This is a genomic window from Streptomyces sp. NPDC006516 (assembly GCF_040611875.1).
Classification (GTDB): domain Bacteria; phylum Actinomycetota; class Actinomycetes; order Streptomycetales; family Streptomycetaceae; genus Streptomyces.
The window spans coordinates 237,949-264,325 of the sequence record NZ_JBEXPD010000011.1; the positions used below are offsets into that span (position 1 = coordinate 237,949).

Genomic DNA, 26,377 nt, shown 5'->3' on the forward strand with positions numbered 1-26,377 from the left:
CACGACCCGCCCGTACGACCACCGGCGCCCAGCCGGTGAACCGCCCGTGCACCACCGGCGCCGTGCCGGTGCCTCCACCGCCGAAGGGACCCCCATGTCCGAACAGACCGCACGCCGGCAGCTCACCCCGTCCGGGATGGGCTCGCTGCTCCCCTGCGACCCGCAGGACTCCGTCGAGGACCTCGCCCTGTCGGCCCGCCGGGCCGCCCTGGAGACCGGATGCGCGCTGATGCGCGGCGTACGTCTGGACGAGGACGGCTTCCGTCTCCTCGTACGCTCGCTCGGCGACACCGTCGACCACAAGTTCGGCGAGGGACAGGCCGACCTTCTCAAGCTCAACGCCTCCCGCGACAAGGACAAGGTGGTCACCGGACGCGGGGCGCTGCCCCTGCACACCGACGGCCTCCTGGTGGGGGAGCGGGTGGACCTGATCATCCTGTACGCGGCCGAGTTCTCCGACGTCCCCGGCTCCGGCGAGACGTACGTGAGCGACCAGCTGACCGCCGGGGACGAGATGCCGGCGCACCTGCGCCGGGTCCTCGACGAGCACGAGATCGAGTATCTCGTCACCGAACGCGGCTACTTCCCGACCGTCCCCGAGGACTGGTACACCATCCCCACCACCCGCGACTACGGCCGGGTGAAGTCCCTGAACCTCGCCACCGCCTTCGCCCCGGACGCCGAACCGCGTTCGTGGGACGTACGGGTCAAGGGCATGGAGCGCAGTGCCTCCGACGCGTTCTTCACCGAACTCGACACCTTCCTGCGCGGCGAGCGCTACGCCTACACCCACCGGTGGCAGGTGGGCGACCTCCTGGTCATCGACAACCAGCGCACCCTCCACGGCCGCACCGCCATCAGCGACGGCGGCATCCGCGTCCTGTTCCGTGGCCAGCTCACCCTGTCGGCCCCCGCGGCCTGACCTCCGTCCGTCACCCGGACAGACACCGCCCCGGCCACCCGCCGCCCCCAGCCCGCACCGCCTCCCGACAGGAGACCCGCATGCTCAAGACCCGCCGCCCCGCCCCCGAACTCGACGTCCCCCTCACCACCGGCGGGCGCTGGGTCCTCGCCGACCAGCGGCCGTCGACCTTCAGCCTGGTGGTCTTCTACCGGGGTGTCCACTGCCCCATGTGCCGGGCCCACATCACCGAACTCGACACCCACGCCGACAAGCTCGCCGAACTCGGGGTGACCTCCGTCCTCGCGGTGAGCGGCGACGACCGGGACCGGGCCGAACGCGCCGTGGAGGAGTGGGGCATCACCCGCGTACCGATCGGCTACGACCTGGGCCGGGACGCGATGCGCGCCTGGGACCTGCCCGTCTCCAAGGCGATCAAGGAGGGGCAGCCCAACGAGTTCAGCGAGCCCGGCCTGTTCCTGGTCCGCCCCGACACGACGCTGTACGCGGCCGTGCAGACCAGCATGCCGTTCCTGCGACCGCACCTCGACGAGGTCGTCGACACCATCCGCTGGATCAACGAGAACGACTACCCGGCACGGGGCGAACTGTGACCACCCCCGGGGCGCTCACCCCGCGTGAGCTGAAAGCGCTGCTGGACGCGGGCGCCCCGGTCGACCTCGTCGACGTGCGCGAACCCCACGAGTGGGAGACCGTCCGCATTCCCGGCGCGCGGCTCGTGCCCATGCCCGCCTGGCTGGACGGCTCCGCGCTGCCCTCCCTGCGGCCCGGCCACCGCCCCGTCTTCTACTGCCGCAGCGGGGTGCGGACCCTCGCGGTGCTCGCGGCCGTCCGAGCGGCCGGGCACACCGACGCCGTCCACCTGGAGGGCGGCGTCAACGCCTGGGTGCACGACATCGACCCCGGGCCGCCGTAGGCCTGCTTCGGCGCCCCGGATCCGACGGCGCCGGGCACCGCAGAACAGCCCGTTACCCACCGGCCGCGCACCCGCCCCGTGCGCCGCCCACCCCACCCATTCCCCTGCCCACGGAGGATCACGTGACGAGCACCGATACCGCCAACACGAGCATGCAGTGCGAGGTGCTGCCGGGCGCGGTCGCCCTGGTGGAGTTCTCGCAGGCGCACGAGCAGAACCCTTTCAGCCGCGCCCGCATGCGCGAACTGACCCAGCTGGTGCTGGACCTGGACATGAACGACGAGGTGCGTTCCGTCGTCCTCTACGGCGGAGCGGGGCGCTCCTTCGGCGCGGGCGGCGACTTCCACGAGGTGTCGGAATTCTCCGGTGGCGACGAGGTCGACGCCTGGATCGACGACATCACCGACCTGTACAGCACCCTCGCCGGCATCTCGAAGCCCGTGGTCGCCGCGATCGACGGCTTCGCCATCGGAGTGGGGTTGCAGATCGCCCTCTGCTGCGACGTACGGATCGGCAGCAGCGCCTCCACCCTCGTCATGCCCGAGTTCAAGGTGGGCATCGCCTGCAACTTCGGCGGCTACATGCTGGAGACGGTGGTCGGCCGGAGCGTGATGCAGAACATGCTCTACACCTGCGGCCCATGGCCCGCCGACCGTGCGCTCGCCGACGGACTGCTGCACGAGGTCGTCGAACCCGGCCTGCTGCTGGAGCGCGCCCTCGAACACGGCCACCGCATCGCCGGATACACCGCGGCCGCCGTCCAGTCCACCCGGGCACGCGTCAACGGGCCCTACGTACAGGGCCTGCGGCGCGTCCGCGAGGAAGGCAAGCGGTCCCACCGCACCGCCTTCTCGGCAGGCGAGGCACAGCAGCGCATGCGCCGCATCATCGGAAAGGCCTGAGCATGTTCCCCGTCAGCAAGTGGTGCGTCGTCACCGACACCCCCGTCCCCGCCCTCGCCGGCCTCGCCGCGCACGCCGACCTCGGCGGCCTCCACGTCTACCACCGTGGACCCGCCTCGGCGCAACTGCCCTCCGAAGCACCGTTCCTCTTCGACGTGGCGACCCAGGAACTCCTCGCCGCCGACACTCCGGCCGCCGCGCCGTGCACCCTGCACGTGGCCCCCGACGCCGTCACCGCGCGCACGTCCCCGCTCAACGAGAACCCGGTCTACTACGCGGCGGACCGGATCAGGGGCCGCTTCGCCTACTTCACGGACCTGATGGTCGCCCCGCTGGTCCTGCCCGCGCTGGGCCTGCCCGTCACCCCCGCCGACCTGCCCGGCCCCGACCACGCCACTCCGCTCGCCGGAGTCGTACGCCTCCGGCACGGCACCGTCGTCCGCACCCGGTACCGGCGGGGCCACTGGCTCACCGAGACCGCCGACGAGCCCGACCCCCTGGGCGGCTTCCACAGCCCCCACCGCAACGACCCGGCCGCCGCCGGCGAGGCACAACTCGACGCCCTGGCAGCGGAGATAGCCCGGATCGACGCGCTCGGGCCTGCGGGCACGGGCTACGCGACCCTGCTGTCCGGAGGCATCGACTCCGGCACCGTGACCCACCTGGCCGCCACCGCGGGACTCGACGTCACGCCGTACAGCGTCGCCACGCCGTGGGGCGACGAGCTCGCCGACGCCGCGGAACTCTGCGGGGAGCTGGGCATCGGGCTCGAAGCCGTACACCTCACCGAGGACGACATCGTCGCCTCCGTCCCCGAGGCCGTCCGCTGGCTCGGCGTCACCGACCCCGAGGTCGTGGAGGTGGCCCTGACCGCGACGGCCGTGCAGCGCCTCGGCGCCGTCCCGGCCCGGCGCGTCCTGCTCACCGGATACGGCAGCGACCTGATCAACGCCGGCCTCTACCGCCCCTTCGAAGCGCGTGAGGAGCTGATCGACCAGGTCCTCGGCGCCGTCGACCGCACCCGGCGCAGCAACGAGCTGTCCAACCGGATGCCGCTCGCCTACGGCACGGTCGTCCACCACCCGTTCTGGTCGTGGCCGGTGATGCGCGTCGCACTGGAGACCGCACCGGAGTGCAAGGTGCGCGAAGGGCGCGAGAAGTTTCACCTGCGCACCGCCATGGGGCGCCGGGTGTCCGAACCGATCGCGTGGCGGAAGAAGATCGCCGTCCACCACGGCGGCGGTCTCCAGGACGGGGTCGCCCGCCGGCTGGAGCGTGACACCGGCATCACCGACCGGGGCGCCGTCTACCGGGCCGTCTTCGCGGAACTCGTCTCCCTCGCGGGCCAGGGCGAGCTGGAGCCGGCCGACCCCGTGGCCGTACTCGACCGCGCCGTCGCACGCGTCCGGAGCCGCTGACCCACCGAGCTCCGGCGTCCCGCGGCGGCATCCCCGCGGGGCACCGGTACCACCCCGCGCCCACTCCCGCCGCCCACCACAGCGTTGTGACCGGGTCATCACGTCACCCACCACAGAAGGACCAGATGAGTCAGCAGTTCACGTCGCCGGGAGTCACTACGTCGTCCCCGGCGCCCGACGCGGCAACCGCCCGCGCCCGTCCACCGGCGGCCCCGGCAGCGGACTTGTACGACGTGCTGCGGCGGCCCCTCAGCACCGCCGAGGCCGACGAGGTCATGGAGCAGATCCGCCGCTCGTCCGCCATCACGGGTTACAGCGCCGCCGAATGGACCGGCGGGCGCGACACCTTCGTCCTGGTCGACAAGGCGACCGGCCGGCTCGCCGGCGCCCTGCTCGTGCACCACCTGCTGGGCCGGTGGAGCGAGATCGCGGTCGTCTTCGTCCTGGAGGAGCACCGGGGAAGAGGCCTGGGACGCCGGATGCTCCACGGGGCCCTGGGGAGTCTGCGGGCCATGGACCGCGACCTCCTGCTCTTCTTCTCCTCCGACACGATGGGCCGGATCTGCGCCGAGGCCGGGTTCGCCGTCTCCGCATCCGAGGCCGACTTCGTGCGCGGATCCCTCGCGCGCGCCTTCCACCTGAAGGTCGTCTACAAGATCCAGTGGCTCTCCAACGCCTATCGGCTGCGCGAGATGCGCAGGAAGCGCCGGGCCTTCCGGTGCTCCTTCGAATTCCGCGTGGCCGCTCTGACGAGTGAAGGAAACCGTTGACCATGACCGACACCAACCGCGACGACCAGATCTGGCAGGGCTGGCTCACCGGCGGCAGCTCACTGCTGGAGGAGGTCAACGCCTCCGTACGCTTCGACCACCGGCTCGCCCGTCAGGACATCGACGGCTCGATCGCCCACGCCCGTATGCTCGCCCGCTGCGGGGTCGTGACCGAGACCGAGGCCAAGGAGATCGTCCACGGCCTGGGCCGCATCCGCGAGGAGATCGAGGCCGGGGACTTCGTCTTCGACCCCGCCCTCGAGGACGTCCACATGAACATCGAGGCGCGCCTGCGGGATCTCGTCGGACCCGTCGCCGGGCGCCTGCACACCGCACGCTCCCGCAACGACCAGGTCGCCGTCGACGCCAAGATGTGGGTCCGGGCGGCGATCGACCGCCTCGACGCCCTGCTGGCCCAGGTACTGGAGATCATCGCGGAGCGGGCCGAGGCACACCACGCCGACGTCATGCCGGGCTTCACCCACCTCCAGTGCGCCCAGCCGGTGACCATCGGCCACCACCTGCTCGCCTACGGCGAGATGTTCCTGCGCGACCGCGACCGGCTGCGCTCCGCGCGCCGCCGCCTCGACGAGTCCCCCCTCGGCGCCGCCGCCCTCGCGGGCACCGGCTACCCGATCGACCCCTACGACACCGCCCGGCAGCTCGGCTTCGGGGGAGTGACCCGCAACTCCCTCGACGCCGTCTCCGACCGCGACTTCATCCTCGACTTCCTGTCGGCCGGTGCCACCCTCGCCGTCCACATCTCCCGGCTGGGCGAGGAGATGGTGATCTGGAGCACCCCCCAGTTCGGGTTCATCACCCTCCCCGAGGACCTCTGCGCCGGCTCGTCGATCATGCCGCAGAAGCGCAACCCCGATCTGCCCGAACTGATGCGGGCCAAGTCCGGCCGCATCTTCGGCGACCTGATGGCCCTGCTCACCGTCATGAAGGGGCTGCCGCTCGCCTACAGCCGCGACATGCAGGAGGACAAGGAAGCCCTCTTCGACGCCGCCGACCACCTGGAACTGAGCGTGCGGGCCGCGGGCGCCATGCTCCGCGGCATCACCTTCCTCCCCGAGAAGACCCGCCTCGACGCGGCGCTCGGCAACACCGTCGCCACCGACCTCGCCGACTGGCTCGTCGCCGAGCGGGGCGTGCCCTTCCGGGAGGCCCACAGCGTCGTCAAGGGCCTCGTCAAGTGGCTGGGGGTGCAGGACAGGGAACTGAAGGACGCCGCCCCGGCCGAACTCGCCGACTTCGACGCCCGGTTCGCCGACCTGCCCGCCGAGGTGCTCACCGTCGAGCACGCCGTCGCACGCCGCAACTCCCCGGGGGGCACCGCCCCCGCACTCGTCCGTGAAGCAGCCGTGGAACTGCGCCGGCGCAACGCCGCGCTCGACCGAGGAGAAGACCGATGACCAAGCGCGTAGTCCTTGCGTACTCCGGCGGAGTGGACACCACCGCCTGCATCCCCTACCTGCGCCACGAGATGGGCGCCGACTTCATCGTCGCCATGGCGGCCGACCTCGGTCAGGGCGACGAGCTGGAGCCGATCCGCCAGAAGGCACTGGCCGCCGGCGCGGACGTGTCCGTCGTCGTCGACGCCAAGGAGCGGTTCGTCACCGAGTTCGGCTTCCCCGCCGTCCGGGCCAACGCCCTCTACGACGGCCAGTACCCCCTCTCCTCCGCACTCGGCCGGCCCCTGATCGGCGAACTGCTCGTGGAGACCGCCCACGCCTACGCGTGCGACGCGGTCGCCCACGGATGCACCGGCAAGGGCAACGACCAGGTCCGTCTCGACCTGACCGTCGCCCTGCTGGACTCCTCGCTGGAGATCATGGCCCCAGCCCGCGAATGGTCGTTCAGCCGCTCCGAGACCATCGCCTACTCGGAGAAGTACGGCATCGAGCCCCACGTCACCAAGGAGAAGCCCTGGGCGATCGACCTCAACATCCTCGGCCGCAACGTCGAGGCCGGTCTCATCGAGGACCTGACCTGGGAGCCCACCGAGGAGGTCTGGAGCCTGACGACCGACCCCGAGGCCGCCCCCGACGTCCCCGTCCACGTCACCGTGGGCTTCCGGTCCGGCATCCCGGTCAGCGTCGACGGCGATGAGCTCGCCCCCCTGGACCTCCTGGCCCGGCTCAACACGCTCGCCGGAGCGCACGGCTACGGCCGGATCGACATGCTCGAGAACCGGGTCGTCGGCGTGAAGTCCCGCGAGCTGTACGAGGCCCCGGGCCTGCTCCTGCTCATCCGCGCCCACCAGGAGCTCGAGAACCTGACGCTGCCCGCCGACGTGCTCAACCAGAAGCGCCCGCTGGAGGCCGTCTACAGCAAGGCCGTCTATGACGGGCTGTGGCACGGCCCCCTGCTCGCGGCCCTGAACGCGTTCGTCGGCGCCACCCAGACGACCGTCACCGGGGAGATCACCCTCAAGCTCTACAAGGGCGGCGTGAGTGTCGCCTCCCGCACCGCAGAACGCTCGCTGTACCGCCACGAGCTGGTCACCTACGGCAGCGACTGCACCTTCGACCAGAGCAGCGCCGAGGGGTTCATCGACATCTTCAGTCTGCCCGGCAGGGTGTGGAACAAAGTGAACGGCTGACCATGCTGGAAGCATCATCGACCGCGACACGCCCCGGGGGACCGGGCGTCTTCCGTACCGCCGTGGGGCCGATCGCCGTCATCGGCGTCTTCGGTATGACCCTCGGCATCACCTACCCGCTGCTCTCCCGCATGCTGGAGGAGCGCGGCGTCTCAGGGACGGTGATCGGCCTCAACGGTGCGATGACCCCGCTGGGCATGGTGCTCACCGCCGTGGCCGTCCCGGCACTGGTGAGACGGTTCGGTGCCTGGCGGCTGATGACAGCGGCCTCCGCGGGCACGTCCGTGATCATGGCGCTGTTCGCGGTGACCGACAACCTCGCCCTGTGGTTCCTGCTGCGCGGTGTGCTCGGCAGCTGCGCCGTCGCGATGTTCATCCTCAGTGAGACGTGGATCAGCGAGAACGCCGGTGCGACCCACCGGGGACGCCTGCTGACCGCGTACACCTCCGTGCTCGCCCTGGGATTCTGCATCGGCCCCGCCGTCCTGAGCGTGTCGGGCAACTCCAAGCCGCTCGCCCTCACCCTCGCGGTCGTCAGCCCCGTGCTCGCCCTGTGGCCGCTGTGGACGGAGCGCGGACGCGTGCCGTCCATGCGCGCCTCCGGGCGGGTACCGGTGGTGGCGCTGGCACGGCAGCTGTCGGTGCTGCTGGTGGCGGTCCTGGCCGTGTCCGTCTTCGACGCGGTCACCCTCCAGTTCCTGCCGCTGTACGGGGACCGTTCGGGGCTCGGCTCCGGTCAGGGTGAACTCGCCCTGACGATGCTGCTGGTCGGCCAGATGGTCCTGCAGTTCCCGCTGGGCTGGCTGGCCGACCGCATCGGCGGCCGGGCGGCCCTGATGCTCTCGCTGACCGTGGGGGCGGGCGGTGCGCTGCTCCTCCCCACCGTCATGGACTCCGGCCCCTGGCTCTGGCTCGTGGTCGCGGTGTGGGGCGGCGTCGCCTTCTCCGGCTACGCGCTCGTGCTGAGCATCCTCGGCGCCAATCTCGACGGCGAGGACCTGCTCATGGCCAACACCGCCTTCGCCGTCGTCTGGGGCGTGGGCGGAGTCGTCGGGCCGCCCTACGCGGGCGCGGCGATGGACGTCTGGGGTGCGGACGGCATGCCCTGGTCGCTGGCGCTGCTGTGGATCCTGGCCCTGGTCACCGCAGCCGCGGCGCTCGCGGCCCGCACCCGCCGCCGCTGACCGGCCCCGCACCCGCCGTGCCACCGCCCACCGGGCGGTGACATGGCGGGGGCCGGTCGCGCGAGTTCTCCGCGAACTCAGCCGCCCCTGCTCATCGCCTTGCGCACAGCGTCCTTCGTGCGGTCCATCGAAGCGGCCAAGGGCCATTCCACACGCCCGGCCAGCCCTGGGGGGCCCGTAAGACGCAACACTCTCCGAGTGCCGAAGCGGGAGCCCTCGCCGGAGGGCGGAGCTCACGCGAGGAGAGCCTTTCGACGGGCGTGCGTGCCGATGGGAACCGGCAGAGCGCGCTTCCTGACCTGCGCCTTTGCGTATGGGGAGCGCCCGTATGGCGTATTTCGGGTGGGTTGTCATGATGGAAGTGGTGAGCCCGATACGGGCAGGGGAGTGAACTCCCCGCGCATGACGACCGAGGAGGAACGTTGAGCGACTTCGGCGGTGCGACCAGTCCGGACGATGACACAGCCGCGGCCGTGAAGCAGACGGCGCAGGAGAAGACCGGCGAGGGCATCGGGCTGGTGAGCGAGAAGGCGACCGATGTGGCCGGCACGGCCAAGGAGCGTGCGGGAGACCTGGCGGACGAGACTTCGTCGCAGGTCCGGGAGGTGGGGGGTGAGCTGCGGGATCAACTCGAGGATCAGGCGCGGACCCAGACTCAGCGCCTGGCTCGGAGCGTTCGTCAGCTGGCCGACGAGTTGAGCACCATGGGCGAGAGCGGTGAGCAGAGTTCGCCCGCGACGAAGGCGGTGCGGCAGATAGCTGACCGCGGCCACGATGTGGCGACGAAGCTGGAGGACCGGGGTCCGCGAGGACTCGTCAGTGACCTCCAGGACTTCGCACGCCGTCGCCCCGGCGTCTTTCTTGCCGGTGCCGCCCTGGCCGGTTTCGCGACGGCCCGTCTCGGTAAAGGTGTGAAGTCCGCGAGCGGTGGCACCAACTCCTACGCAGGTGACGAACGTAGCGGCCGTCCAGCGGTGGAAGCCGGTGGAAATGCCTGGCCCTCCGCTGCCGCGGACGATCACATGCCTGACGTGACGCGGCCCGCGAACCCGTCCGAGCAGGAGCGGACCACGCCCTCGTACGGCGGGGCGATCACGCCGCCGGGTCCGCTGCCCGTGAGGGACCCGTATCCCAACCCCGATCCGCGACAGCTGTAAGGGGGTGCGATCGTGGCCATTTCCACTTCGCGGAACGCCACCGCCCCGCAGGACGGCAGTTTGTCCGGCTCCCACCGGGCCCCTTCGCCGGACCCGTCCATCGGGGAACTGGTCGGCGAGATCGGTGACGACCTGACCCAGCTCGTCCGTGGCGAGATCGAGCTGGCGAAGGCAGAGATCAAGCAGGAGGCGACCCGAGCGGGCAAGGCGGCGGGGATGCTCGCCGGGTCCGGCTACGTCGGTCATCTGGTGCTGCTGATGGGCAGCCTGGCCGCGATCTTCGGCTTGGCTCACGTGGTCGACCTGGCCTGGGCCGCGCTCATCGTGACCGGGTTCTGGGCGGTGGTGGCCGCTGTCCTCTTCGTGATGGGCCGTAAACGCATGCGCGCAGTGCAGGTGAAGCCCGAGCGGACCGCCGAAACTCTGAAGGAGGATGCCCGATGGGCTCGGACCCGGACGAACTGAAGACCGAGGTGGAGGACACCCGCGCGCGCCTGGCGCACAACGTGGATCGCCTCGCGGACAAGGCAGCGCCCAGAAAAGTGGCCCGGCGTAAGGCGGACGCCGCGCAGCACCGGCTGACCGGACTGAAGGAGCGTGTCATGGGCTCGGCCGACCACACCCAGGACTCACCGGCCAGGCAGAAGGCGCACGATCTCGCGCAGGGCGCGGGGGACACCGCCGGGCAGGCCCAGGAGACCGTCCGGCACACAGCTGATCAGGTCGGCCAGTCGCTGAAGGAGGCCCCGGGGCAGGTGAGCAGGCAAGCGCAAGGCAGCCCTCTCGCCGCGGGGGTCATCGCGTTCGGCGCCGGCATGCTCGCCGCGTCCCTGCTCCCGGCTTCGGACGCCGAGGAGCGCATCGGTTCCCGGCTGCGCGAGCACTCCGACGAACTGCTCAAGCCCGCCAAGGAGACCGCGCAGGAGGTCGCGCAGGATCTCAAGGAGGGGATGCGCCAGCCGGCTGCGGATGCGGTGGGGTCGGTGAAGAGCACGGCGCAGCAGGCCGCCGAAGCCACGAAGGAGCAGGCTCAGACCTCAGGCGAGGAAGCGGCCTCGGGGCTGCGAGAGGTGGGCCAGGACGCTGCCCGGCAGGCCCGCGACCGGTCAGGCGGAGGACAGGCCTGAGGCATCCGAAGGGCCCGGGCCCTCCGCGGGCGGCCGGTGGAATGGCGTGATCCCTCATCAGGTCCACCGGCCGGCAGGGTCGTTCCGCGCGAGGCCTTCACTCCGTCAACAGCGGGGACACCCTGCTCGGCGGGGGCGAAGGGCGAAGGGCGAGGACCACGAAGCGTGGTGCCGGTCCACGCCAGGCAGGCCTGGGCAGGGCCTGAGCTGACGGGGATCGGCACCACGCGGAGGTGGTGATGGCGCTGACCTGCGGGTGAGCCTGCCGGGTCACGACCGTGGTGTCCGGTGTGCAGACGCAGCGGTGTGTCCGGCCGGAGAACCGGCGGAGGTCAGGCGGCGAGTGCCTCCTCGGCGGCTGCGGGCCGGGACTCGGGGTCGTGTCGGCGTAGGGCCACCAGGAAGAGTGCGCAGAGGGCGACGACCACGGCCGCGCCGATGTAGAGCTGCGTCGCGGAGGCGCCGGCGTCCTTGAGCATGCCTGCGACGGTCGGGGACAGGATGGCGCCGATGCGGCCCATTCCGAGAGCCCAGCCCATGCCGACGCTGCGTACGTTGGCGGGGTAGAGCGGCGGACCGACGGTGTAGGCGCCGGCGATGCAGCCGTTGATCAGCGCGCCGACGACGACGCCGATGGCGAACCCGAGCCACAGGGTCGACGTGCTCACGATGAAGACGATCATCATCGCGGCCGAGAGCAGGGAGAACCCGATCAGCACCACCCGCGGCGTGCGCACCCGGGCCACGACGCCGTAGAGCACCGAGCCGACCGTACCGCCGATCGAGATCGCCATTCCGGCGGTCACCGCCGCACTCTCGGACAGGCCCTCCTCGACCAGCAGCGTCGGCGTCCAGCTGTTGACGAAGTAGAAGCCGAACATGATCGTGATGAACGTGAGCCAGAGGAGGATCGTCGGGGTCAGCAGCTGCCTGAGCCAGCCCGAGCCGGCCCGCTCGGCAGCGGACCCGGTGGCGGCGGCCCGGTCGAGGTCGGCGCCGGTGACGGGTTCCATACGCATGCGGGCCAGGGTCCGGTTGATCCGCTCCAGCGCGTCGCCCGGACGTCGCTGCTCCAGGAAGGCGACCGACTCGGGCAGGACGACGGCGATCACGATCAGGGCGAGCAGTGTCCCGATGCCACCGGCGTAGAAGACGATCCGCCAGTCGCCGCCCACCACGGTCTTCGCGACCAGGCTTGCCGCGGTGGCGCCGATCCCGTAACCGGCGGTGTAGATGCCGATGGCGAGACCGCGGTTCCTGGCGTTGGAGAACTCGCTGGCGATCACGTTGGTGCTGGCCAGGATGCCGCCCACACCGATGCCGGTGACGAGGCGGAAAAGGCCCATCACCGTCACCGACGGCGCCGTCGCCGCGCCGAACATGCCGATCGTGCCGAGGACGAGACTGACCAGGATCAGAGGGCGACGGCCGATGAGGTCGGCGAAGGGCGCCAGCAGCATCGAGCCGATCGCCATTCCGATCAGGCCGAAGGAGACCAGCAGCCCGAACTCCGATCCGCTGAGTCCGAACTCCTCGGTGACCGACGGCCCGGTGAAGGCGACCGCCATGACGTCGAAGCCGTCGAGGCAGTTCATGAAGGTGCAGAGCGCGACGATCAGCCATTGGTAGCCGCTCATCGGTGCCTGCGAAATGCGTGCGGTGATGTTCATGGGTGTCCAGGTGGTGAGAGATCCGGGCGTACGCGGGTGCCCGCCGGGTCAGGTCAGGCGGAGAGAGAGAACAGCGGGGGTGTCCGAGCCGCTGTGGGCTGCCGCCGCCCGGGAGACGCAGAGGCACAGCTTGTCCGAGCGTTCCTTCTGGGCCTCGCTCAGGAAGACGTCGCGGTGGTCGACGGTGCCGGTGGAGTCCAGTACCTTCGCCAGGCACAGCCCGCACTCGCCCTTGCGGCAGTCCGACAGGGTCTCGACGCCTGCCGCCTCGAGGGCGTCGAGAATCGAGGTGCCGGGGGCGACGGTGACCTCGCGGCCGAGTTCGGGCAGATGGACGAGGAACTCCTCCGCCGGGTACCTGCCGCTGGAACCGAAGGTCTCGAAGCGCAGGTTGGTGGTGGGCAGCGCATGCTCGGCCCAGCTCCGGGAGACGGCGTTCATGAGCCCGATCGGGCCGCACATGTAGAGCTCTGTTCCGGGGGCGGAGGGCGTCCGGGCTATCCCGGCGACCAGGTCGTCGACCGCCAGGGGGGTGCCTTCGTCGTCGATATGGAGGCGGACCCGGTCGCCGTGCTCACCGACGAGCTCGTCGACGTACGCCATCACGGCGCGGCTGCGGCCGACGAGCCGCAGCTCGTAATCGGCTCCGCGCCGACGGAGCGCGGATGCCATCGCGACCAACGCGGTGACGCCGATGCCGCCGGCGACGAGTACGTACCGGGAGGCGCCGACCGCGAGCGGGAAGTTCTGCAGCGGGCCCGTGACGGTGAGTTCGTCCCCGGCCCGGAGCCGGTGCATCGTCGCCGACCCCCCGGACGAGGTGGGGGAGAGCCGCACACTGAGCGTCAGCCGGCGACCGTCGTCCTCGGAGCGCACCACCGAGTAGGACCGCACGCGGCTGACTCCGTCCCCGGTGCCGTCCCCGGAACCGATCCGGACGTCGACGTGCGTGCCGGGCGCGGCGTGCGCGGGGTGTTCCGGCGCCAGGACGATGCGGCGCACACCGTCGGCGACGTCCGAGACCTCGACGACCCGGGCCCGCTGCCAGCGGGTCTGTGTCTGCACTGCCATGTCAGCCCACCTGACCGGCGGCCGGCGCGGAGGAGCGGCGTCCCTCGGCCGCGAGCATACGGTCGAGGATCTGGCGCACCCACATACCGCCGGCGTCGATGTTGAGGCTGTAGAACTCGTGTTCGGGATTGGCGTCGATGGCGCGCTGCTGGGCCCGCAGCATCTCCTCGTCCTCGCCGAAGACGCCGTGCACGGCCTGGCGGAGCTGTGTGGTGATGGTCTGGCTGTCCAGGCGGTAGTTGCGCATGAACGCCCAGAAGTAGTGGGCGGTGCGGTCGGTCTCGGGGGTGATCGTGTTCATCACGTACCCGTTGACGCCATGGCTGCGGTCGCCTTCGGGTGCCCCGGTGCCTGCCTTCGCGACGCCGACGTCGATGCAGATGGTGCCGGGTGCCTGGAACGTGATGATCTGCCAGCGGTCGACCTTGCCGGAGAAGCCGGGGAACTTGTCCCGCATGTTCTTCAGCCAGAACGGAGGGGCGTCGATGCCGCGCATCCACCGGGCGACGGTGACCGTGTCGCCCTTGTGGGTCACGTCGAACTCGGCCTCGGACAGTTCCTCCTGCCCGATGCTCGAGGAGTGGACGAACTCCTCATGGGTGAGGTCCATGAGGTTGTCGAGGATGAGCTGGTAGTTGCAGTCGGCGTGGATCGTCTCCCCGTCGCCGGCCCAGCCCGGGTCGTCCATCTGGTGCATGTCGGGCACCGCGGTCGGGTCGGCGAGGTCGGGATCGCCGACCCAGACCCAGACGTACCGATGCCGCTCGACGACGGGGAAGGACGGGACGACCGCGCTGGGGTTGATCGTCTCCTGCGCGGGCATCCCGGTGCAGCGGCCGGCCGCGTTGTAGCGCAGGCCGTGGTACGGGCACTGCAACTCGTCGCCCAGGATCCTGCCCATCGACAGGGGAGCCAGCCGATGCCAGCAGGCGTCGGCGAGGGCGACCGGGCGGCCCTCGGTGGTGCGCCACAGCGCCAGCGGGACGCCGGCGATCGTACGGGCCAGCGGCTGCCTGCCGGTGACCTCGTGATCCCAGGCGGCCGCGTACCAGGCGTTGCGGGGGTAGTTGAAGATCTTCGCCGCCGCGGTGGAGGGCGGAGTGGTGACAGACATGGAAACTCCCTATGAAGAGAGGTATGTGTTGCGCGGGCCACAAACTAACTATCGATATAGTGAGATGGCAAGGGTGTGTAGCTTGGTGATCTCGGAGGGGGAGGTGCCTTGTCGCTGCGATACGCGCTCATCGCGCTGCTCACCGGTCGCCCCATGACCGGGTACGACATCTCGAAGAGCTTCAGCCGCTCGGTGGCCCACGTCTGGCACGCCCCGGACTCGCAGATCTATCCCGAACTCAACCGGTTGGAGCGCGACGGGCTTCTCAAGTCGGTCGAGGTGCGATGGGGGCAGAAGGGGACGAAGAAGGAGTACCACGTCACCGACGCGGGACTCGCCGACTTCCGGGGCTGGATGGAGTCCCCGCTGACGCCGCAGCGGCAGCGCGACCCCGCGTACCTGAAGGCGGCCTACTTCGACTTCGCCGACCCCGCATCGGTACGTGAGCAGCTTCGGCAGCAAGAGGCGTACTGGCGGGAGCAGTTGAGCATGCTCGAAGGCACCCGGGCCGCACTCGTCGAGCGCACCCACCCCACCTTGGCGGCTCGCCTGTCCAAGCTGACCGAGCGCGAGGCCGAGCTGGCGGTGCGGTACAAGGTGTACGCCTACGACGGGCTCATCGCCCGGGCCCGCACCGAGCTGGCATGGATTGCCGACGGCTTCGCCCTCGCCGACGAGTTGCACGGCCCCTGACCCCTCCGCCTGCGCGGCCGACGCCAGGGGCTGACCGTGACCACGCGCGGGTCGCCCGCAGGTGCGGGACGAGGAGGCCGGGGAACGCGGAGGTGCCGAGGTGGTCGATGCGGCACTGCGGGCGCCGCCATGGACGAACACCGGCGGACGAGAGCGCGGCGCCCCGGCCCGCCCAGGCTCACGGCGTGTTCAGGTCCATCCCCTGTCGTCGGCGCGGACCGCGGGCCACCTGCTTGCGGTACGGCCGTCGAGGAGCGCCAGTCTGCGCCCTCGGCCTCACCCTCGCCGTCTATGCCGCCGTCTGCGTCTCCGTCCTGCTGGTGCTCGGTCCCCTGAGGTCGTCGGTCGTCCCTTCCTGTGGCCTGCTTCCGGAGGGAAGCGCGCGGAGGCCGAATTCGACGGCTCCCGGGCCCTCCTGTTCACTCCGGGCCGGCGAGTCAAGGTGAGCCGATCGTGAAGCATCCGTTTGCGAGGCCATGACCGAGACCTGGTTCCGTACCCGCGATCAGGAAGGTTCGTCTGCCTCGTCTTCACGGGACCGCTCTTCGAGAACTCCGACAAGGGCCGAGGCGACGAGGGCGACAGCGGCGTCGTCGTCGTGGGCCAGTTGGCGCAGGACCTCCTGCGCGGAGGTTCCCGCGAGCTCGACCAGTGCCTGGGTGAGACGAATCCGCGTCGCGGAGTCGGCGGTGGGTACGGCCAGTTCGTCGACCAGGGCGGTCATGATCCGGTCCGTGCACCCGGGGTCCAGGGACAGCATTCCCAGAACCTCCGCGGCGTCCACGTCGTTGGAGCCCTCCACCACCATGCTGACGAGGGTGGGCACAGCCGCGGCCACGCCCCGACGGCCCAGAGCAAGAGCAGCGTGCCTGCGCACCGTTGTGTCCGGGTCCCCCAGAGCATCCGCGAGCACAGTGGTGGCACCTGGAGCCTCGGGCATCTCGGCGATCGCAAGCACCGCGCGCCGCCGGATGCCGGCGTCCTCCGAGCGCATGCCGGCGTGCAGCGTCGCCACACCGTCGCTGCCCGATCGGGCGAGCGCCCAGCGCAGGGCACCTGCGACGTGCGGGTCGGACTCGTTCAGGACCGCCCCGGCCAGCAGTTCGGCGGGTACCGGCACGTCCTCCGGGCGGGCCAGGAGAACCTGCTGTCTGCGCGCGGCGCTGGTCGAGTTGAGTTCTCGCACGAGTTCGACGATGCGCAGTACTTCCTGCCAGTCGGTGGGCGCCGACGCGTCGATGGCGCGTAGCCGCTCGAGCAGTTCCTGTTCTCGCGCGAGGCGGTCCTCCGTCTGCCGGATGAGGTCGCTGACCAGGTCGAGCGGTGTGAAGGCCGGATCCTCCAGCGCGCGCCCGATCTGCTTGAGCGAGAGCCCGAGGGACCGCAGGCTCTCCACGTGGAAGATCCTGCGGACATCCTCGGCAGAGTATTCGCGGTAGCCACCGACGGTGCGGCCCGTGGGCCGCACCAGCCCCAGGGCGTCGTAGTGCCGGAGCATCCGGGTGCTCACCCCGGAGCGGCGGGCCACATCACCGATCAGCACTCCGTGCCCCCCGAACCCTCCAGCTGCTCGGTCGTCTCCGGTGGCGCGGCGGTCTCAGCGCCGGCCGGCGCAGCCGCTGCGGCAGCGGCTCGTCCCGGGCCGAGTGCGACCACGCGCTTCGCCTCGTCGAGGGCCGCGTCGAAACCGGTCTCCGGGTCCTGCCGGAGCAGCTCGGTGGCACGCGCGTGCGCGGCCATCGCCGGGTCGGCGCTCTGCGCTGCCCTCTCCAGGGCGGGCTTGATCACGTCACCGAGGTCGACCAAGGCCCGGCTCAGACTCAGCTGCACATCTCGGTCGCCACGGCCGAGGTGCAGGACCAGTTCGTCGGACAGCTCCTTCTCCTCGTGCTCGGGCACGAGGACGACCGCGACGCGCCACGCAGTCCGCGCGACCTCGTCGTCGGCGTCCCGCAGCATGTCGCGGGTGATCCAGGCCCACGCACTCCTGTCGCCGATCTTGGAGAGTGTGTGCAGCGCCTGACTGCGGGCCTGGGGAAGCCCGGAGCCGAGCTCATCCCGGATCCGGGGCAAGGTGATCTCCGTCGGGAGACGGGTCAGCGCCCAGGAGAGCATGTCGCGTACGAAGAAGTCCGGCTCGACCGCGCACCGGTCGACGAGCACCTCCAGGAACACGGGGTCGGGGTTCGAGCCGACCGCCAGGGCCGCCCGAAGCCGGACCGGTGAGTCCTCGGATCCGAGGGCGTCGGTCACACGGGTGTTCTGCATGGTCACGTCGGTCGTGTTGATCGGGACCACCTCCTACGCCCAAGTGAAGACCTTGTCACCGTGTCAAGGTCAAGCTCATGACCGATGAGTCAGAGGAACCCCGTCGACACCTGTTGACCGGGGTACGCATCTTCCACGTGGTGCTCACCCAAGAGCATGGAGACGCTGAGAGCACAGCCGCCTGACCTGCACCTGCGCGTACTTCCCGGACCGCCGCTTACGCGTGGTCCGGTAGCGGCTCGTACGCCCGCCGGCACCTCTCCCGTCTACCTGGCTACCCTGACCGGGTGGACGATGAGGGGGACTTCCGGGTAGGTGACGTGCTGTCGGTCTCGTGCCCCTTTACGGTCACCCGCGTTGAGCGGGGTGTCACGTGGGGGCATGTGGCGGTGCGATGGCCATGGTGGGAGATCGACAGGACCGACGGGTTCGCGCAGTGGAACGGGATCGTGGCCCTCGGTGTGGACGACGGTCACGGAAGCGTTGCGCCGGAGGTGGCCGCGGAGTTGTTCCGGACGGATCCTCCGGCCGAGCAGTTGCAGGCCGGAGGCGTCTGCCGGGTCGGCGTGCCACCTACTGTGGTGCACGTAACGGCAGTGGACCACCATGATCCGCCGCTGGAGACGGTCTGGCTGCCGCATCCCACTCGGACAGTGACGGTGCTGCGCCGAGGCCTGTCCTACAGGGAGTTCCCGGACGAGAGTCATCTCGATGGCTCGGGATACACCATCCACCCTGGTGACGGTATCCCCTTCACCTTCGAGTTGCTGATGCGTCCCTACGCGTCTCTCCAGGCGGGCGACGAAATCGCCGACGCCGCCGGCCGGGCATGGCGTTTTGACGGCCCCTGGGAATGGGCCGCCTTTGATGGAGAGCCGGCCGGTGCGGGCCCTGCGTGGCCGCTCGTCCTGCTCAGCCGAGCAGGGGCACCGTGCTCCGTCAAGGATGCCGAAGAGGTGGCCGCGAGCACGGCGAGCGGGTCGCACCAGGACACGGTCCGGGAGTGGATGGCCCTCACCGACGCCTCGCCCACACCCTGATCCGTCGCAACGCCTGCGGATTTGTCCCGTGGCACGGGCCCGGACCAGCCCCTCCGGGTGCGGGCGTACGACGAGCCGAGAGCAGAGGGCCTCGGGCGGTGGTGGCCGCGCGGGCTCCCACAGGCCACTCAGAGGCGCCTCAGGACTGCGGCCTTTGCGGTGGCGAACTCCTCGTCGGTGAGGATGCCGGCCCCGTACAGCTCCCCGAGCTCGCGGAGTCTGCGCAGCAGGAGGTCATGGTCGTCGGCGGCGGGGGCGATCTCAGGGGCTGGGGGCGACAGGCCGGGGGGTGCGGCCTGTCGGGCGGGCGCCCGCAGCCGGACGAGCACGGCAGCCGCGACCAGGACGGCGGTGTACTCCCGCTTCGACAGCCCCCACAGCTCCAGGGAGTACGGATCGAATTTGGCCGGCGCGCTCGACACCGCTCCTGCCCGGTCGAAGCGCAGGGAGCCGTTCTCCAGCCCGATGGAGGGCACCCAGCGCACGCCCGTCACCTCCGACAGCGGGAGGGAGACCGTGCCGCCGGCCGTCTTGGACTCCTCGGCCTTCCAGTTCCAGGAGAGGCGGATGGTCTCGCCGTCGAAGGAGGCCGTACCGTCCCCGCCCCCGCCGGACACCGGCACCGACGGCCCCGGCAGCAGGAAGCGGTCCACCGGCCCGTCAGGCACCTGCTCGATCAGCAGGGCGTTACGTATCTCGTCGACGAGATACTCCGCCACGCCCGTGCGGCCCTTCTCCACCACCAGATGGTACGGATCGGAGGCATCCTTCAGCCGGCCGTCCGCGGCGCGCAGCACAGGGCAGGCTCCGGACCGCATTCGCAACCGCAGACGACCGCCCTTGCGGTCCGGCTCGAACGAGACCCCCGCCACCGCGTGCAGCGGGACGATGACCTCACCGAGGTCCTGACGCACCGGGTGCACCTTGCCGCCAGGCACGATCCGTATCGTGTCTCCGTCGAAGCTCCAGGTGCCGTCACGCGTGATGATGTCCGCCATACCCCGGATTCTGCCAGCCCGGTGACCTCGTCGAGCGGTGCGCGGGCAGTGCGGTGCAAGGTCCAGGGCCCTCCGCCCGCCGGATGTGCGGGCGGACGCTCAGGCGTCGGCGGCCGCCTTACGCCCAGGGCCGGGGTCAGCTGCCGCCCCGTGTAAGCCGAGGATTGGCGGGCAGGCGGGGACGACGTAGACGTTGCAGCAGATTGGCGGTGAAGGCAGCGTGAGCGACGAGCTTACAGACGTCCTCGTGATGGGCCTCCCGACGAGCGCGGCTGCCGCCCGCGAGCATGTCGATGCGCTGCTCCGTGCCCAGTTCTTTTCCGGCAACGAGGGAATTCGGGACGACATCGTGTGGGCCGATGCCCTGTTGGTCACCTCTGAGCTGGTGACCAACGCGTGCCGGCACGGCGGCGGCCTCACGGGTTTCTCCGCGAAAATCCACGGCGACGAACTCATCTTGTCAGTTGCTGATGCAAGCACCGAATTTCCCGTCGCTCGCCCGTGCCCTCCAGGCCAGTACACCGTCGGTGGTTATGGTTGGCCCATGGTCAGCCGTCTGGCGAAAAGTCTGGTGGTGATCTCGACCGCCACCGGAAAACGCATCGAAGCTGTTGTACCTCTCATGTGAGGCGCGACCCTGGAGAGCGTGGCGGTGAAGCTGGTGCTCCAGCAAGGCTGCGGGCATGTCCGCCGAAGCGCTGAGTGCTCAACGGCCGGCACGCATGATGGCCTCGCCGGATCCCCTGCCCGAGGCCGAATGAGCGTCTGGCGCAGCGAGAAAGCGGCCGGAGGTGTCCGTGGCCTCAAGGAGGCGGCGCACAGCCAGGGACGGTGCGGCCACGGCGACTCGGGCGCCATGAGAGTTGCAGCTGAGCAGCGCACGCAAGAAGGCGACATCCGCGAAGGTGACGGCGGAACAGTCGATCACGATGCGGGGATTCCCAGCATGGCACGCTCGGCTCAAGGCCTGGTCAAGGGCGCCGCTCGTGGTGGCGTCGAACACGCCCTTTGCGTACAGCACGTATCGGCCGTTGCTCACGTCGTGACATGCCGTGACCTCGGCCCGCCCGCTGTCGTGCTGGCCCGCGTGAGCTGTGAGCACTGCAGACCTCTCTCGGTGGGTAAATGACACGGTCGGCCTGCTGCGGCAGGCCGCTCGACTCGACGAATGCCCTGGTCCTCCACCTGCACACCCACGCATCCACGCTTCGCGGCCTGCGTTTCGCGGCAGAGTCTGCGGCCCTTCGTTTTCTGACCTTCCAGGGGGCCGTCAACGCCGCCACCTGCAGGATCACCTCTGCGGAGCGCCGACGCACCCGGTTCACCACCTCCGCGATGCTCGTGCCCGGGCCTGCACATTGCGCGTCGTACGATGTGGCAGGACTGCTGCGCCGCTGCGCGCACGGAGAGGCAAAGATGAAAACGGAGCGTTTCGACAGCAGAAGTCTGGAGGCGACGGAGGAGTTCTTGTCGCGGGCGTACACACCGATGCGCATCGGCGGCCGACCCAACGACACGCAGACGCAGATCGTGCGCAACGCAGCCGAGGGCCTCATTGTCGACCGCCTCACCTTCGGCTACACCATGTCCTACACCGCCAACCCGCTGGGCCTGATCTGCTTGATCGCTGTGCACAGCGGCACCATGGTCGACACCACCGAGGGCCGCTCCGACGTCTACGGCCCGGGCGAAACGTTTCTCATCGCCCCTCCCGACCGCCCGTACACCGGCGCACTGCACTCCGCGCGCTACACCATCACCATGTTCGACCCGACGGTGCTCGACAAGGCCGCCGCCGTCGGTGCTCAGGCCGCACCGGGGCCGGTCCGACTCACCGGTCAGCGCGCAGTCGACGGCGGAGCCAATCGTCGATTGGGCAGCACCATAGCCTTCCTTCGCGATCAAGTCCTGACAGGGCCTCCCGCCCCCGACCCTCTCGTCGTCGCCACCGCCACCCAACATCTGGCCGCCGTCGCCTTGGCCGCGCTCCCGAACACCACAGACCGGGAGGAGCACCACCGCATCGACAGTCGTGACGCGCACACCGACACCCTGCGCCGGGCAAGAACCTTCATCGAAGAGAACGCTCACCGCGCCATCGGCCTGTCCGACATCGCCGCGGCTGCATTCGTCACCCCCCGCGCTGTGCAGTACGCCTTCAGCCGGCACGCCGACACGAGTCCACTCGGCTACCTGCGCCATGTACGTCTTACCCGTGCGCACCACGATCTGAAGACCGCCGACCCGGCCACGTCCAGCGTGACGCAGATCGCGGCCCGCTGGGGCTTTGCGCATATCGGCCGCTTCGCAGCCGCGTATCGCCAGCTGTACGGCGCGACCCCCGCCACGACTCTTCGCACCCGCAGCTAGACCCGCTCCACATTCGTGCCCCGCGAGCACGCACACACGACTCGAGGCTCAACTGCCCAGTCGCAAAGCTCGGTAGCGCAGGTGATCCTTGCCATTCGACCTGGTGGGGCTCCTGGCGTAGGGGTGTGTCGGCGGTGCCCCCACTGGTCACCCAGTATCGGTCGACCGCCCCACCGCGGTCTGTGCGTCGGCAGCCGCGAGTACGACGTCAGCCAGCTCGGCGGCGGACCGTCCACCCCCGGCGTCGATGCGCTCCAGGCCGAGCCTGTCGACAGCCTCGATCATGAGTGTCTGGTAGCGCTCGGTGCGGGCCAGGAACTTGTCCATCAGTACCTGCTCCTCGTCCAGGGCTGTTTCGTAGGAGCCCGCCGCGTGCACGCGGGCGCGTACTACGGAGGCGTCGGCGGTGAGCCACACGGCGGCCGTGCGCGCGACCTGCAGAGTGGCGACGCGGACGGGCCAGAGCGCCGACCCCTCCAGAACCAGTCCTGCCGTGCCGCGGCCGTCGGACGCATGCGTGCTGATCAGGTCTTCGATGCGGGGCCACAGCCGATCGTAGTGCCCGAGAACGGACGTGATCAGTTCGTCGACCGCAAGTGATCCATAGTGCTCGGCGACGTGCGCCGGCACCTCCCTCTCCGGGGTTCGCCAGGGTCGTCCGGGGTGCCGGGCCAGCCCGTCGGTGCTCAGGCATGCGAACCCGAGCCTCTCCGCCACCACTTGGGCAACGGTCGACTTTCCGACGTTCGACGTCCCGCCGATGAGAACCACCCGTACGTCATGCACGCCGACGACCCTACTGATCCTTCCGGGCCCGTGCTTGCGGCCGACGGAGACAGGTGAGGCAGCAAACGTCCACCGACGTCCCCGCGGCGGGGCAGAGCCCGATCGGACGGATCGTCGACCGGGTGAGGTGCCGGACCCCGATTGCCGCGATGGGCAGCTGTGCCTCGTGCTGTGCCCTCACGGTGTCACGTCGTGGGTCGGCAGGGGGGCCATGGTTCTGCCGACCGTGATCGGTCACGCAGTCGATGACTGACGGTCCGCACGGTGGTTCTACGAGGTGCGGCGCGCAGTCACCTCATGCAACGGTCCTGACGCTCGCTCTTCAGTCCAGGGACCATCGCGGATTTCGTAGCGCGGACCGGCGCTGGGGTTCGTCCAGGGCGGCCACTGCCGCTTGCGCAGCTGATTCAGCGGTGGAGACCCGATCGGGTGGGGCGGCATCGCCGAGGTCCTGAAGCGTCGTGAGCCGGCAGAGCGCGGCAAGTGCGCGGCGGTGCGCGTCGCCCGCCTGTTCGGCGCGGTCCGCCGCGCGGGCGAAGAGGGTCGCGGCCTGGCCCAGGTCGCCTTGCGCGCGGTGCGCGTCCGCGAGTCCGCCGTACGCGGCGCTCAGACCGTAGGCGTCGTCCAGGGCTGTGAACTCGTCGACCGCGCGGGTGAACAGTTCGACGGCCTGGGGCCACCTCTGTTGCAGCGCGCGCACGGCACCCAGATGGCAGTGCATCCACGCCTGGCCGAGCCGGTGTCCTACGGCCTCGAACGCCGCCAGGCCAGGCCTGTAACACGCCTCGGCCTCGGTGAGCCGGTTCTGCGCGCGGAGGGAGGCGAGCAGATTGGCTGTGGCCCAGCCAGTCACGGTGCGGTCGCCGAGCCGGGCGGCGATCGCGGCCGCTCGGCGCAGGTGGACCGCAGCCTCCTCATAACGCTTGAGGCGGCGCAGGGTGTGCCCGAGGTTGTTGTGGGACTGGGCCAGAGCGTGGCTGTCTTCGCCGGTGAGGGCGTCGACGGCCAGGCTCAGGTGGCTGATGGCCTCGTCGTATCGTCCACGTTCGCGCAGGAGCATGCCGGACTGGAAGTGTGCCTGGCCCACCAGTTGCGGCTGTCCGAGGTCCTGGGCGCGGTGCAGGGCGTCTGCAAGACGGTGTTCGGCGCCGGCGTGGTCGCGCAGGAGGCGGCTGCGGTCGCCCAGGCCGAGCAGGAGGCGTACGGCGCAGGCTTCGTCACCCGAGGCGACGGCATGGTTCAGGGCGCTCTCGTACGCCCGCCGCCATGCCTCGTAGTGGCTGCCGGCTTCGAACCAGGGCTCCAGACTCAGGGCGAGTGCGACGGCATCGGCCGCGCCACCACTCTGGGCTGTCGACTGTTCCACGACGGCCACGAGAACCGCTCCTTCGGCGTCCAACCGCCGGCGGGCGCGGTCGGCCTCCGTCGTGTCCGGGGAGTGCAGTGCCTGGATGTTGTCGGTGGCGAAGGCGAGGGCCCAGGCGCGCAGCCGGGCCGTGGCCCTCCCGCATTCCTGCACGCCGTCCTCGTCCAGGGCCTGTTCCCGGGCGAAACGCCGTAGCAGGTCGTGGAGATGGAAGCGGTCGCCGTCCGGGCCCGACGGCTCGGCGAGGTAGGCGTCCAGCAGTTCGTCCTGGGCCTCCTCCACGTCGGCCTCGTCGAGGCCGGTGAGGGCGGCGACGCAGGGCACGCCGAGGGAAGTGGCGGCGACCAGCCCTTGAGCGCGGAAGACCCGGGCCGCGGTGGGAGAGAGGGTGCGGTACGAGAGAGCGAAGCCGGCTCGTACTTCGGTGTCGAACGCGCCGTGGCGTCGTCCCTCTTCGGCCAGCCGTCGCGCGAACGTCGTGAGGGAGCGGCGTTTCCCGGAGGGTGAGTTGAGTGCCGATGACGCCAGCTGGACCGCAAGCGGCAGACAACCGCAGGCACGGACCACGTCGAGGGCTGCTCGGGGCTCAGCCGCGCACCGTTCCGCCCCGATCTCACGTTCGAGCAGCTCCATCGCGGCGTCTTCGGACAGGCGGGTCAGATCCACGACATGAGCTCCTTGCAGCCCGACGGTCTGACGGCGAGACGTGATGAACACGTATGCCTGCGAAGCCGGAATGAGCGGAGCGACCTGCTGAGCGGACTCGGCGTCGTCAAGGACTATGACGGCGCGCATCTCGGCGATGGTGGAGCGGTACAGGGCGACACGGCGTTCCAGGTCTTCGGGGATGTCGCTCTCGCCGACGCCGAGAGACCACAGCAGATGCTGGAGGGCCGCTGCGGTGGAGAGGGTGCGGAGGTTCTCACCACCGAGTTTGAGGTACAGGTGGGCGTCGGGATACTGCTCCGTCATCCGGTGAGCGGCCCCGATCGCCAGCGCCGACTTGCCCACGCCCGCGCCGTCGCGTACGACGGCGACACGGGTGGCGTCGCCGGCCGGTTGCGGGCGGGTGAGGGCTGCGAGTTCGGCCGCGCGTCCCACGAGCTCCACGGCTGGGGGCAGTTGTGAAAGAGCCCGTACAGCGGTGCGCTGCGGCAGGACGACCGACAGGTCGCGGCCGGCGACGTACCGTCCGCTCTGGTGGACGTCCCGTCCTGCCGTGAGACCGGAGTCCTGGACGGTGGTGACGGGGGCGGTGGCGCCGGCTGGGGACGGCGCTGCCTCGGGTTTGTCGGTCACGGCTGTCCGCCCGGGTCCTGCGGCATGTGGTCACCGATGTGCAGGTCCCGGCCCGCCACAAAGCGGCCCCGCTGGGAGAAGTCCCGGCCTGCGACGGCACCGGCATCCGTGACACCACTCCCGCCGCCGGGCCCGTCGGCTCGGTTGAGCGCCTCAGCCACCTGGTCGGCGAACCTCCGATCCTGAGCGAGCATGTCCGCGAGGGCGGCGCGGAACGTGCTCTGCCACAGGGTGCTTTCGGGTTCCTGAGCCAGGCGGTCGAGCAGGAGCGCGGTGGCGGGCTCGACGTCGAAGCGTTCGCGGACAACGGCGTAGACGGGTTCGGCACCGGCCGGCACCGGCTGAGCGTCGCTCTCGTCGCCTGCCGTCTCCTCCCGTCGGCGTCCCAGGAACTGGAGCACCGGCCCCAGCATGGACGACACCGCCGTGACCATGGCCTCGATCTCCACCGATCCCCCTCCAGCGGACCGTGTCGGCCCTCGTAGCTGTCGCAACACCGTCCTGGTCACTGGCCGGACACAGAGCCCGCACCAGCGACCGCCGGATACCGCAATGTAGACCATGGGCCGTCAAGCCGACGTTTATGGCAGCGAGTTGAGCGCCCACGCAACGGCGGAGCTGCTCGCCGGGCGGCTGAGGCCAGGCGGCGGGGATCGGTACGCGCCGGCGGTGCCTTCCGCCTCGCGAACCGGTGGCCA

Annotated in this window: 26 protein-coding genes; 16 read left to right on the forward strand and 10 right to left on the reverse strand. The window is 70.4% G+C overall.

Annotation, left to right across the window (positions count from 1 at the left end):
- Positions 1–94 precede the first annotated feature (94 nt).
- The 12 genes from ABZY45_RS26630 (at position 95) to ABZY45_RS26685 (ending at position 11,004) form a co-directional block, all read left to right on the forward strand.
- Positions 95–922: a TauD/TfdA family dioxygenase gene (locus ABZY45_RS26630; RefSeq protein ID WP_356743695.1), complete on the forward strand. Its 828-nt coding sequence runs from the start codon at positions 95–97 to the stop codon at positions 920–922.
- An 80-nt stretch (positions 923–1,002) separates the two neighbouring features.
- Positions 1,003–1,515, forward strand: coding sequence for a peroxiredoxin-like family protein (locus ABZY45_RS26635; RefSeq protein ID WP_356743696.1), 513 nt, complete (start codon positions 1,003–1,005; stop codon positions 1,513–1,515).
- Positions 1,512–1,838: a rhodanese-like domain-containing protein gene (locus tag ABZY45_RS26640; RefSeq protein WP_356743698.1), complete on the forward strand. Its 327-nt coding sequence runs from the start codon at positions 1,512–1,514 to the stop codon at positions 1,836–1,838. Before ABZY45_RS26635 ends, ABZY45_RS26640 begins: the two co-directional genes overlap by 4 nt.
- Before the next feature lie 122 nt (positions 1,839–1,960).
- The gene (locus ABZY45_RS26645; protein ID WP_356743700.1) at positions 1,961–2,740 is read left to right on the forward strand and encodes an enoyl-CoA hydratase/isomerase family protein; all 780 of its coding nucleotides are present in this window, start codon (positions 1,961–1,963) and stop codon (positions 2,738–2,740) included.
- Between the two features lie 2 nt (positions 2,741–2,742).
- Positions 2,743–4,158: an asparagine synthase-related protein gene (locus ABZY45_RS26650; protein WP_356743702.1), complete on the forward strand. Its 1,416-nt coding sequence runs from the start codon at positions 2,743–2,745 to the stop codon at positions 4,156–4,158.
- A 125-nt stretch (positions 4,159–4,283) separates the two neighbouring features.
- A complete protein-coding gene (locus tag ABZY45_RS26655; protein WP_356743704.1) occupies positions 4,284–4,928 on the forward strand; it encodes a GNAT family N-acetyltransferase in 645 nt (214 codons plus the stop codon).
- 2 nt (positions 4,929–4,930) lie between these two features.
- Positions 4,931–6,346, forward strand: a complete 1,416-nt coding sequence (gene argH / locus ABZY45_RS26660) for an argininosuccinate lyase (RefSeq protein ID WP_356743706.1) — start codon at positions 4,931–4,933, stop codon at positions 6,344–6,346.
- Positions 6,343–7,536 carry an argininosuccinate synthase gene (locus ABZY45_RS26665; protein ID WP_356743708.1) on the forward strand — a complete coding sequence of 398 codons (1,194 nt, stop codon included), beginning with the start codon at positions 6,343–6,345 and terminating at the stop codon, positions 7,534–7,536. Before argH ends, ABZY45_RS26665 begins: the two co-directional genes overlap by 4 nt.
- Before the next feature lie 2 nt (positions 7,537–7,538).
- The gene (locus tag ABZY45_RS26670; RefSeq protein WP_356743710.1) at positions 7,539–8,720 is read left to right on the forward strand and encodes an MFS transporter; all 1,182 of its coding nucleotides are present in this window, start codon (positions 7,539–7,541) and stop codon (positions 8,718–8,720) included.
- 422 nt (positions 8,721–9,142) lie between these two features.
- Positions 9,143–9,877, forward strand: coding sequence for a hypothetical protein (locus tag ABZY45_RS26675; protein ID WP_356743711.1), 735 nt, complete (start codon positions 9,143–9,145; stop codon positions 9,875–9,877).
- Between the two features lie 12 nt (positions 9,878–9,889).
- Positions 9,890–10,342, forward strand: coding sequence for a phage holin family protein (locus tag ABZY45_RS26680; RefSeq protein ID WP_356743713.1), 453 nt, complete (start codon positions 9,890–9,892; stop codon positions 10,340–10,342).
- Complete coding sequence (locus ABZY45_RS26685; protein ID WP_356743716.1) at positions 10,318–11,004, forward strand: DUF3618 domain-containing protein; 687 nt, start codon at positions 10,318–10,320, stop codon at positions 11,002–11,004. The genes ABZY45_RS26680 and ABZY45_RS26685 overlap by 25 nt, the downstream gene beginning before the upstream one ends.
- A 332-nt stretch (positions 11,005–11,336) precedes the next feature.
- Here ABZY45_RS26685 and ABZY45_RS26690 read toward each other — a convergent pair whose 3' ends face one another.
- From ABZY45_RS26690 to ABZY45_RS26700, 3 genes are read right to left on the reverse strand one after another with little or no spacing between them, the layout of a single operon-like run.
- Positions 11,337–12,674, reverse strand: coding sequence for an MFS transporter (locus tag ABZY45_RS26690; protein ID WP_356743718.1), 1,338 nt, complete (start codon positions 12,672–12,674; stop codon positions 11,337–11,339).
- Positions 12,675–12,722: 48 nt separating this feature from the next.
- Positions 12,723–13,745 (reverse strand): PDR/VanB family oxidoreductase, encoded by a 1,023-nt coding sequence (locus tag ABZY45_RS26695; protein WP_356743720.1) that lies wholly within the window; start codon positions 13,743–13,745, stop codon positions 12,723–12,725.
- A 1-nt stretch (position 13,746) separates the two neighbouring features.
- A complete protein-coding gene (locus ABZY45_RS26700) occupies positions 13,747–14,859 on the reverse strand; it encodes an aromatic ring-hydroxylating dioxygenase subunit alpha (protein ID WP_356743722.1) in 1,113 nt (370 codons plus the stop codon).
- Positions 14,860–14,967: 108 nt separating this feature from the next.
- On the opposite strand from ABZY45_RS26700, the gene ABZY45_RS26705 reads away from it, so the two are divergent.
- Complete coding sequence (locus ABZY45_RS26705; RefSeq protein WP_356743724.1) at positions 14,968–15,552, forward strand: PadR family transcriptional regulator; 585 nt, start codon at positions 14,968–14,970, stop codon at positions 15,550–15,552.
- A 505-nt stretch (positions 15,553–16,057) separates the two neighbouring features.
- On the opposite strand, the gene ABZY45_RS26710 is transcribed toward ABZY45_RS26705, so the two are convergent.
- The gene (locus ABZY45_RS26710) at positions 16,058–17,095 is read right to left on the reverse strand and encodes a HEAT repeat domain-containing protein (protein ID WP_356743726.1); all 1,038 of its coding nucleotides are present in this window, start codon (positions 17,093–17,095) and stop codon (positions 16,058–16,060) included.
- Positions 17,089–17,820: a HEAT repeat domain-containing protein gene (locus ABZY45_RS26715; RefSeq protein WP_356743728.1), complete on the reverse strand. Its 732-nt coding sequence runs from the start codon at positions 17,818–17,820 to the stop codon at positions 17,089–17,091. The genes ABZY45_RS26710 and ABZY45_RS26715 overlap by 7 nt, the downstream gene beginning before the upstream one ends.
- Positions 17,821–18,107: 287 nt before the next feature.
- Between ABZY45_RS26715 and ABZY45_RS26720 the strand changes: the two genes are divergently transcribed.
- Complete coding sequence (locus tag ABZY45_RS26720; protein WP_356743730.1) at positions 18,108–18,860, forward strand: hypothetical protein; 753 nt, start codon at positions 18,108–18,110, stop codon at positions 18,858–18,860.
- 128 nt (positions 18,861–18,988) lie between these two features.
- Here the strand turns inward: ABZY45_RS26720 and ABZY45_RS26725 are convergent, their stop codons facing one another.
- Positions 18,989–19,858, reverse strand: a complete 870-nt coding sequence (locus ABZY45_RS26725) for a DUF4429 domain-containing protein (protein ID WP_356743732.1) — start codon at positions 19,856–19,858, stop codon at positions 18,989–18,991.
- 220 nt (positions 19,859–20,078) lie between these two features.
- Between ABZY45_RS26725 and ABZY45_RS26730 the strand changes: the two genes are divergently transcribed.
- Positions 20,079–20,486 carry an ATP-binding protein gene (locus tag ABZY45_RS26730; RefSeq protein WP_356743734.1) on the forward strand — a complete coding sequence of 136 codons (408 nt, stop codon included), beginning with the start codon at positions 20,079–20,081 and terminating at the stop codon, positions 20,484–20,486.
- Between the two features lie 78 nt (positions 20,487–20,564).
- Here the strand turns inward: ABZY45_RS26730 and ABZY45_RS26735 are convergent, their stop codons facing one another.
- Positions 20,565–21,059 (reverse strand): STAS domain-containing protein, encoded by a 495-nt coding sequence (locus ABZY45_RS26735; protein WP_356743736.1) that lies wholly within the window; start codon positions 21,057–21,059, stop codon positions 20,565–20,567.
- On the opposite strand from ABZY45_RS26735, the gene ABZY45_RS26740 reads away from it, so the two are divergent.
- On the forward strand, positions 20,984–22,228 hold the full coding sequence (locus ABZY45_RS26740; RefSeq protein ID WP_356743738.1) for a helix-turn-helix transcriptional regulator: 1,245 nt from the start codon (positions 20,984–20,986) through the stop codon (positions 22,226–22,228). The two genes, ABZY45_RS26735 and ABZY45_RS26740, sit on opposite strands and share 76 nt — an antisense overlap.
- Before the next feature lie 147 nt (positions 22,229–22,375).
- Here ABZY45_RS26740 and ABZY45_RS26745 read toward each other — a convergent pair whose 3' ends face one another.
- From ABZY45_RS26745 to ABZY45_RS26755, 3 genes are all read right to left on the reverse strand, one after another.
- Complete coding sequence (locus ABZY45_RS26745; protein ID WP_356743740.1) at positions 22,376–23,014, reverse strand: hypothetical protein; 639 nt, start codon at positions 23,012–23,014, stop codon at positions 22,376–22,378.
- A gap of 322 nt (positions 23,015–23,336) precedes the next feature.
- Positions 23,337–25,679, reverse strand: a complete 2,343-nt coding sequence (locus tag ABZY45_RS26750) for a tetratricopeptide repeat protein (protein ID WP_356743742.1) — start codon at positions 25,677–25,679, stop codon at positions 23,337–23,339.
- Positions 25,676–26,128 (reverse strand): hypothetical protein, encoded by a 453-nt coding sequence (locus ABZY45_RS26755; RefSeq protein WP_356743744.1) that lies wholly within the window; start codon positions 26,126–26,128, stop codon positions 25,676–25,678. Before ABZY45_RS26755 ends, ABZY45_RS26750 begins: the two co-directional genes overlap by 4 nt.
- Between the last annotated feature and the right edge of the window lie 249 nt (positions 26,129–26,377).

Coding starts and splice junctions, on each gene's coding strand:
- ABZY45_RS26690 (WP_356743718.1), bottom strand. CDS start 12,674: ATGAACATCACCGCACGCATTTCGCAGGCACCGATGAGCGGCTACCAA.
- ABZY45_RS26630 (WP_356743695.1), top strand. CDS start 95: ATGTCCGAACAGACCGCACGCCGGCAGCTCACCCCGTCCGGGATGGGC.
- ABZY45_RS26635 (WP_356743696.1), top strand. CDS start 1,003: ATGCTCAAGACCCGCCGCCCCGCCCCCGAACTCGACGTCCCCCTCACC.
- ABZY45_RS26740 (WP_356743738.1), top strand. CDS start 20,984: ATGACACGGTCGGCCTGCTGCGGCAGGCCGCTCGACTCGACGAATGCC.
- ABZY45_RS26665 (WP_356743708.1), top strand. CDS start 6,343: ATGACCAAGCGCGTAGTCCTTGCGTACTCCGGCGGAGTGGACACCACC.
- ABZY45_RS26650 (WP_356743702.1), top strand. CDS start 2,743: ATGTTCCCCGTCAGCAAGTGGTGCGTCGTCACCGACACCCCCGTCCCC.
- ABZY45_RS26725 (WP_356743732.1), bottom strand. CDS start 19,858: ATGGCGGACATCATCACGCGTGACGGCACCTGGAGCTTCGACGGAGAC.
- ABZY45_RS26670 (WP_356743710.1), top strand. CDS start 7,539: ATGCTGGAAGCATCATCGACCGCGACACGCCCCGGGGGACCGGGCGTC.
- argH (WP_356743706.1), top strand. CDS start 4,931: ATGACCGACACCAACCGCGACGACCAGATCTGGCAGGGCTGGCTCACC.
- ABZY45_RS26735 (WP_356743736.1), bottom strand. CDS start 21,059: ATGCGTGGGTGTGCAGGTGGAGGACCAGGGCATTCGTCGAGTCGAGCG.
- ABZY45_RS26700 (WP_356743722.1), bottom strand. CDS start 14,859: ATGTCTGTCACCACTCCGCCCTCCACCGCGGCGGCGAAGATCTTCAAC.
- ABZY45_RS26715 (WP_356743728.1), bottom strand. CDS start 17,820: ATGCAGAACACCCGTGTGACCGACGCCCTCGGATCCGAGGACTCACCG.
- ABZY45_RS26655 (WP_356743704.1), top strand. CDS start 4,284: ATGAGTCAGCAGTTCACGTCGCCGGGAGTCACTACGTCGTCCCCGGCG.
- ABZY45_RS26685 (WP_356743716.1), top strand. CDS start 10,318: ATGGGCTCGGACCCGGACGAACTGAAGACCGAGGTGGAGGACACCCGC.
- ABZY45_RS26695 (WP_356743720.1), bottom strand. CDS start 13,745: ATGGCAGTGCAGACACAGACCCGCTGGCAGCGGGCCCGGGTCGTCGAG.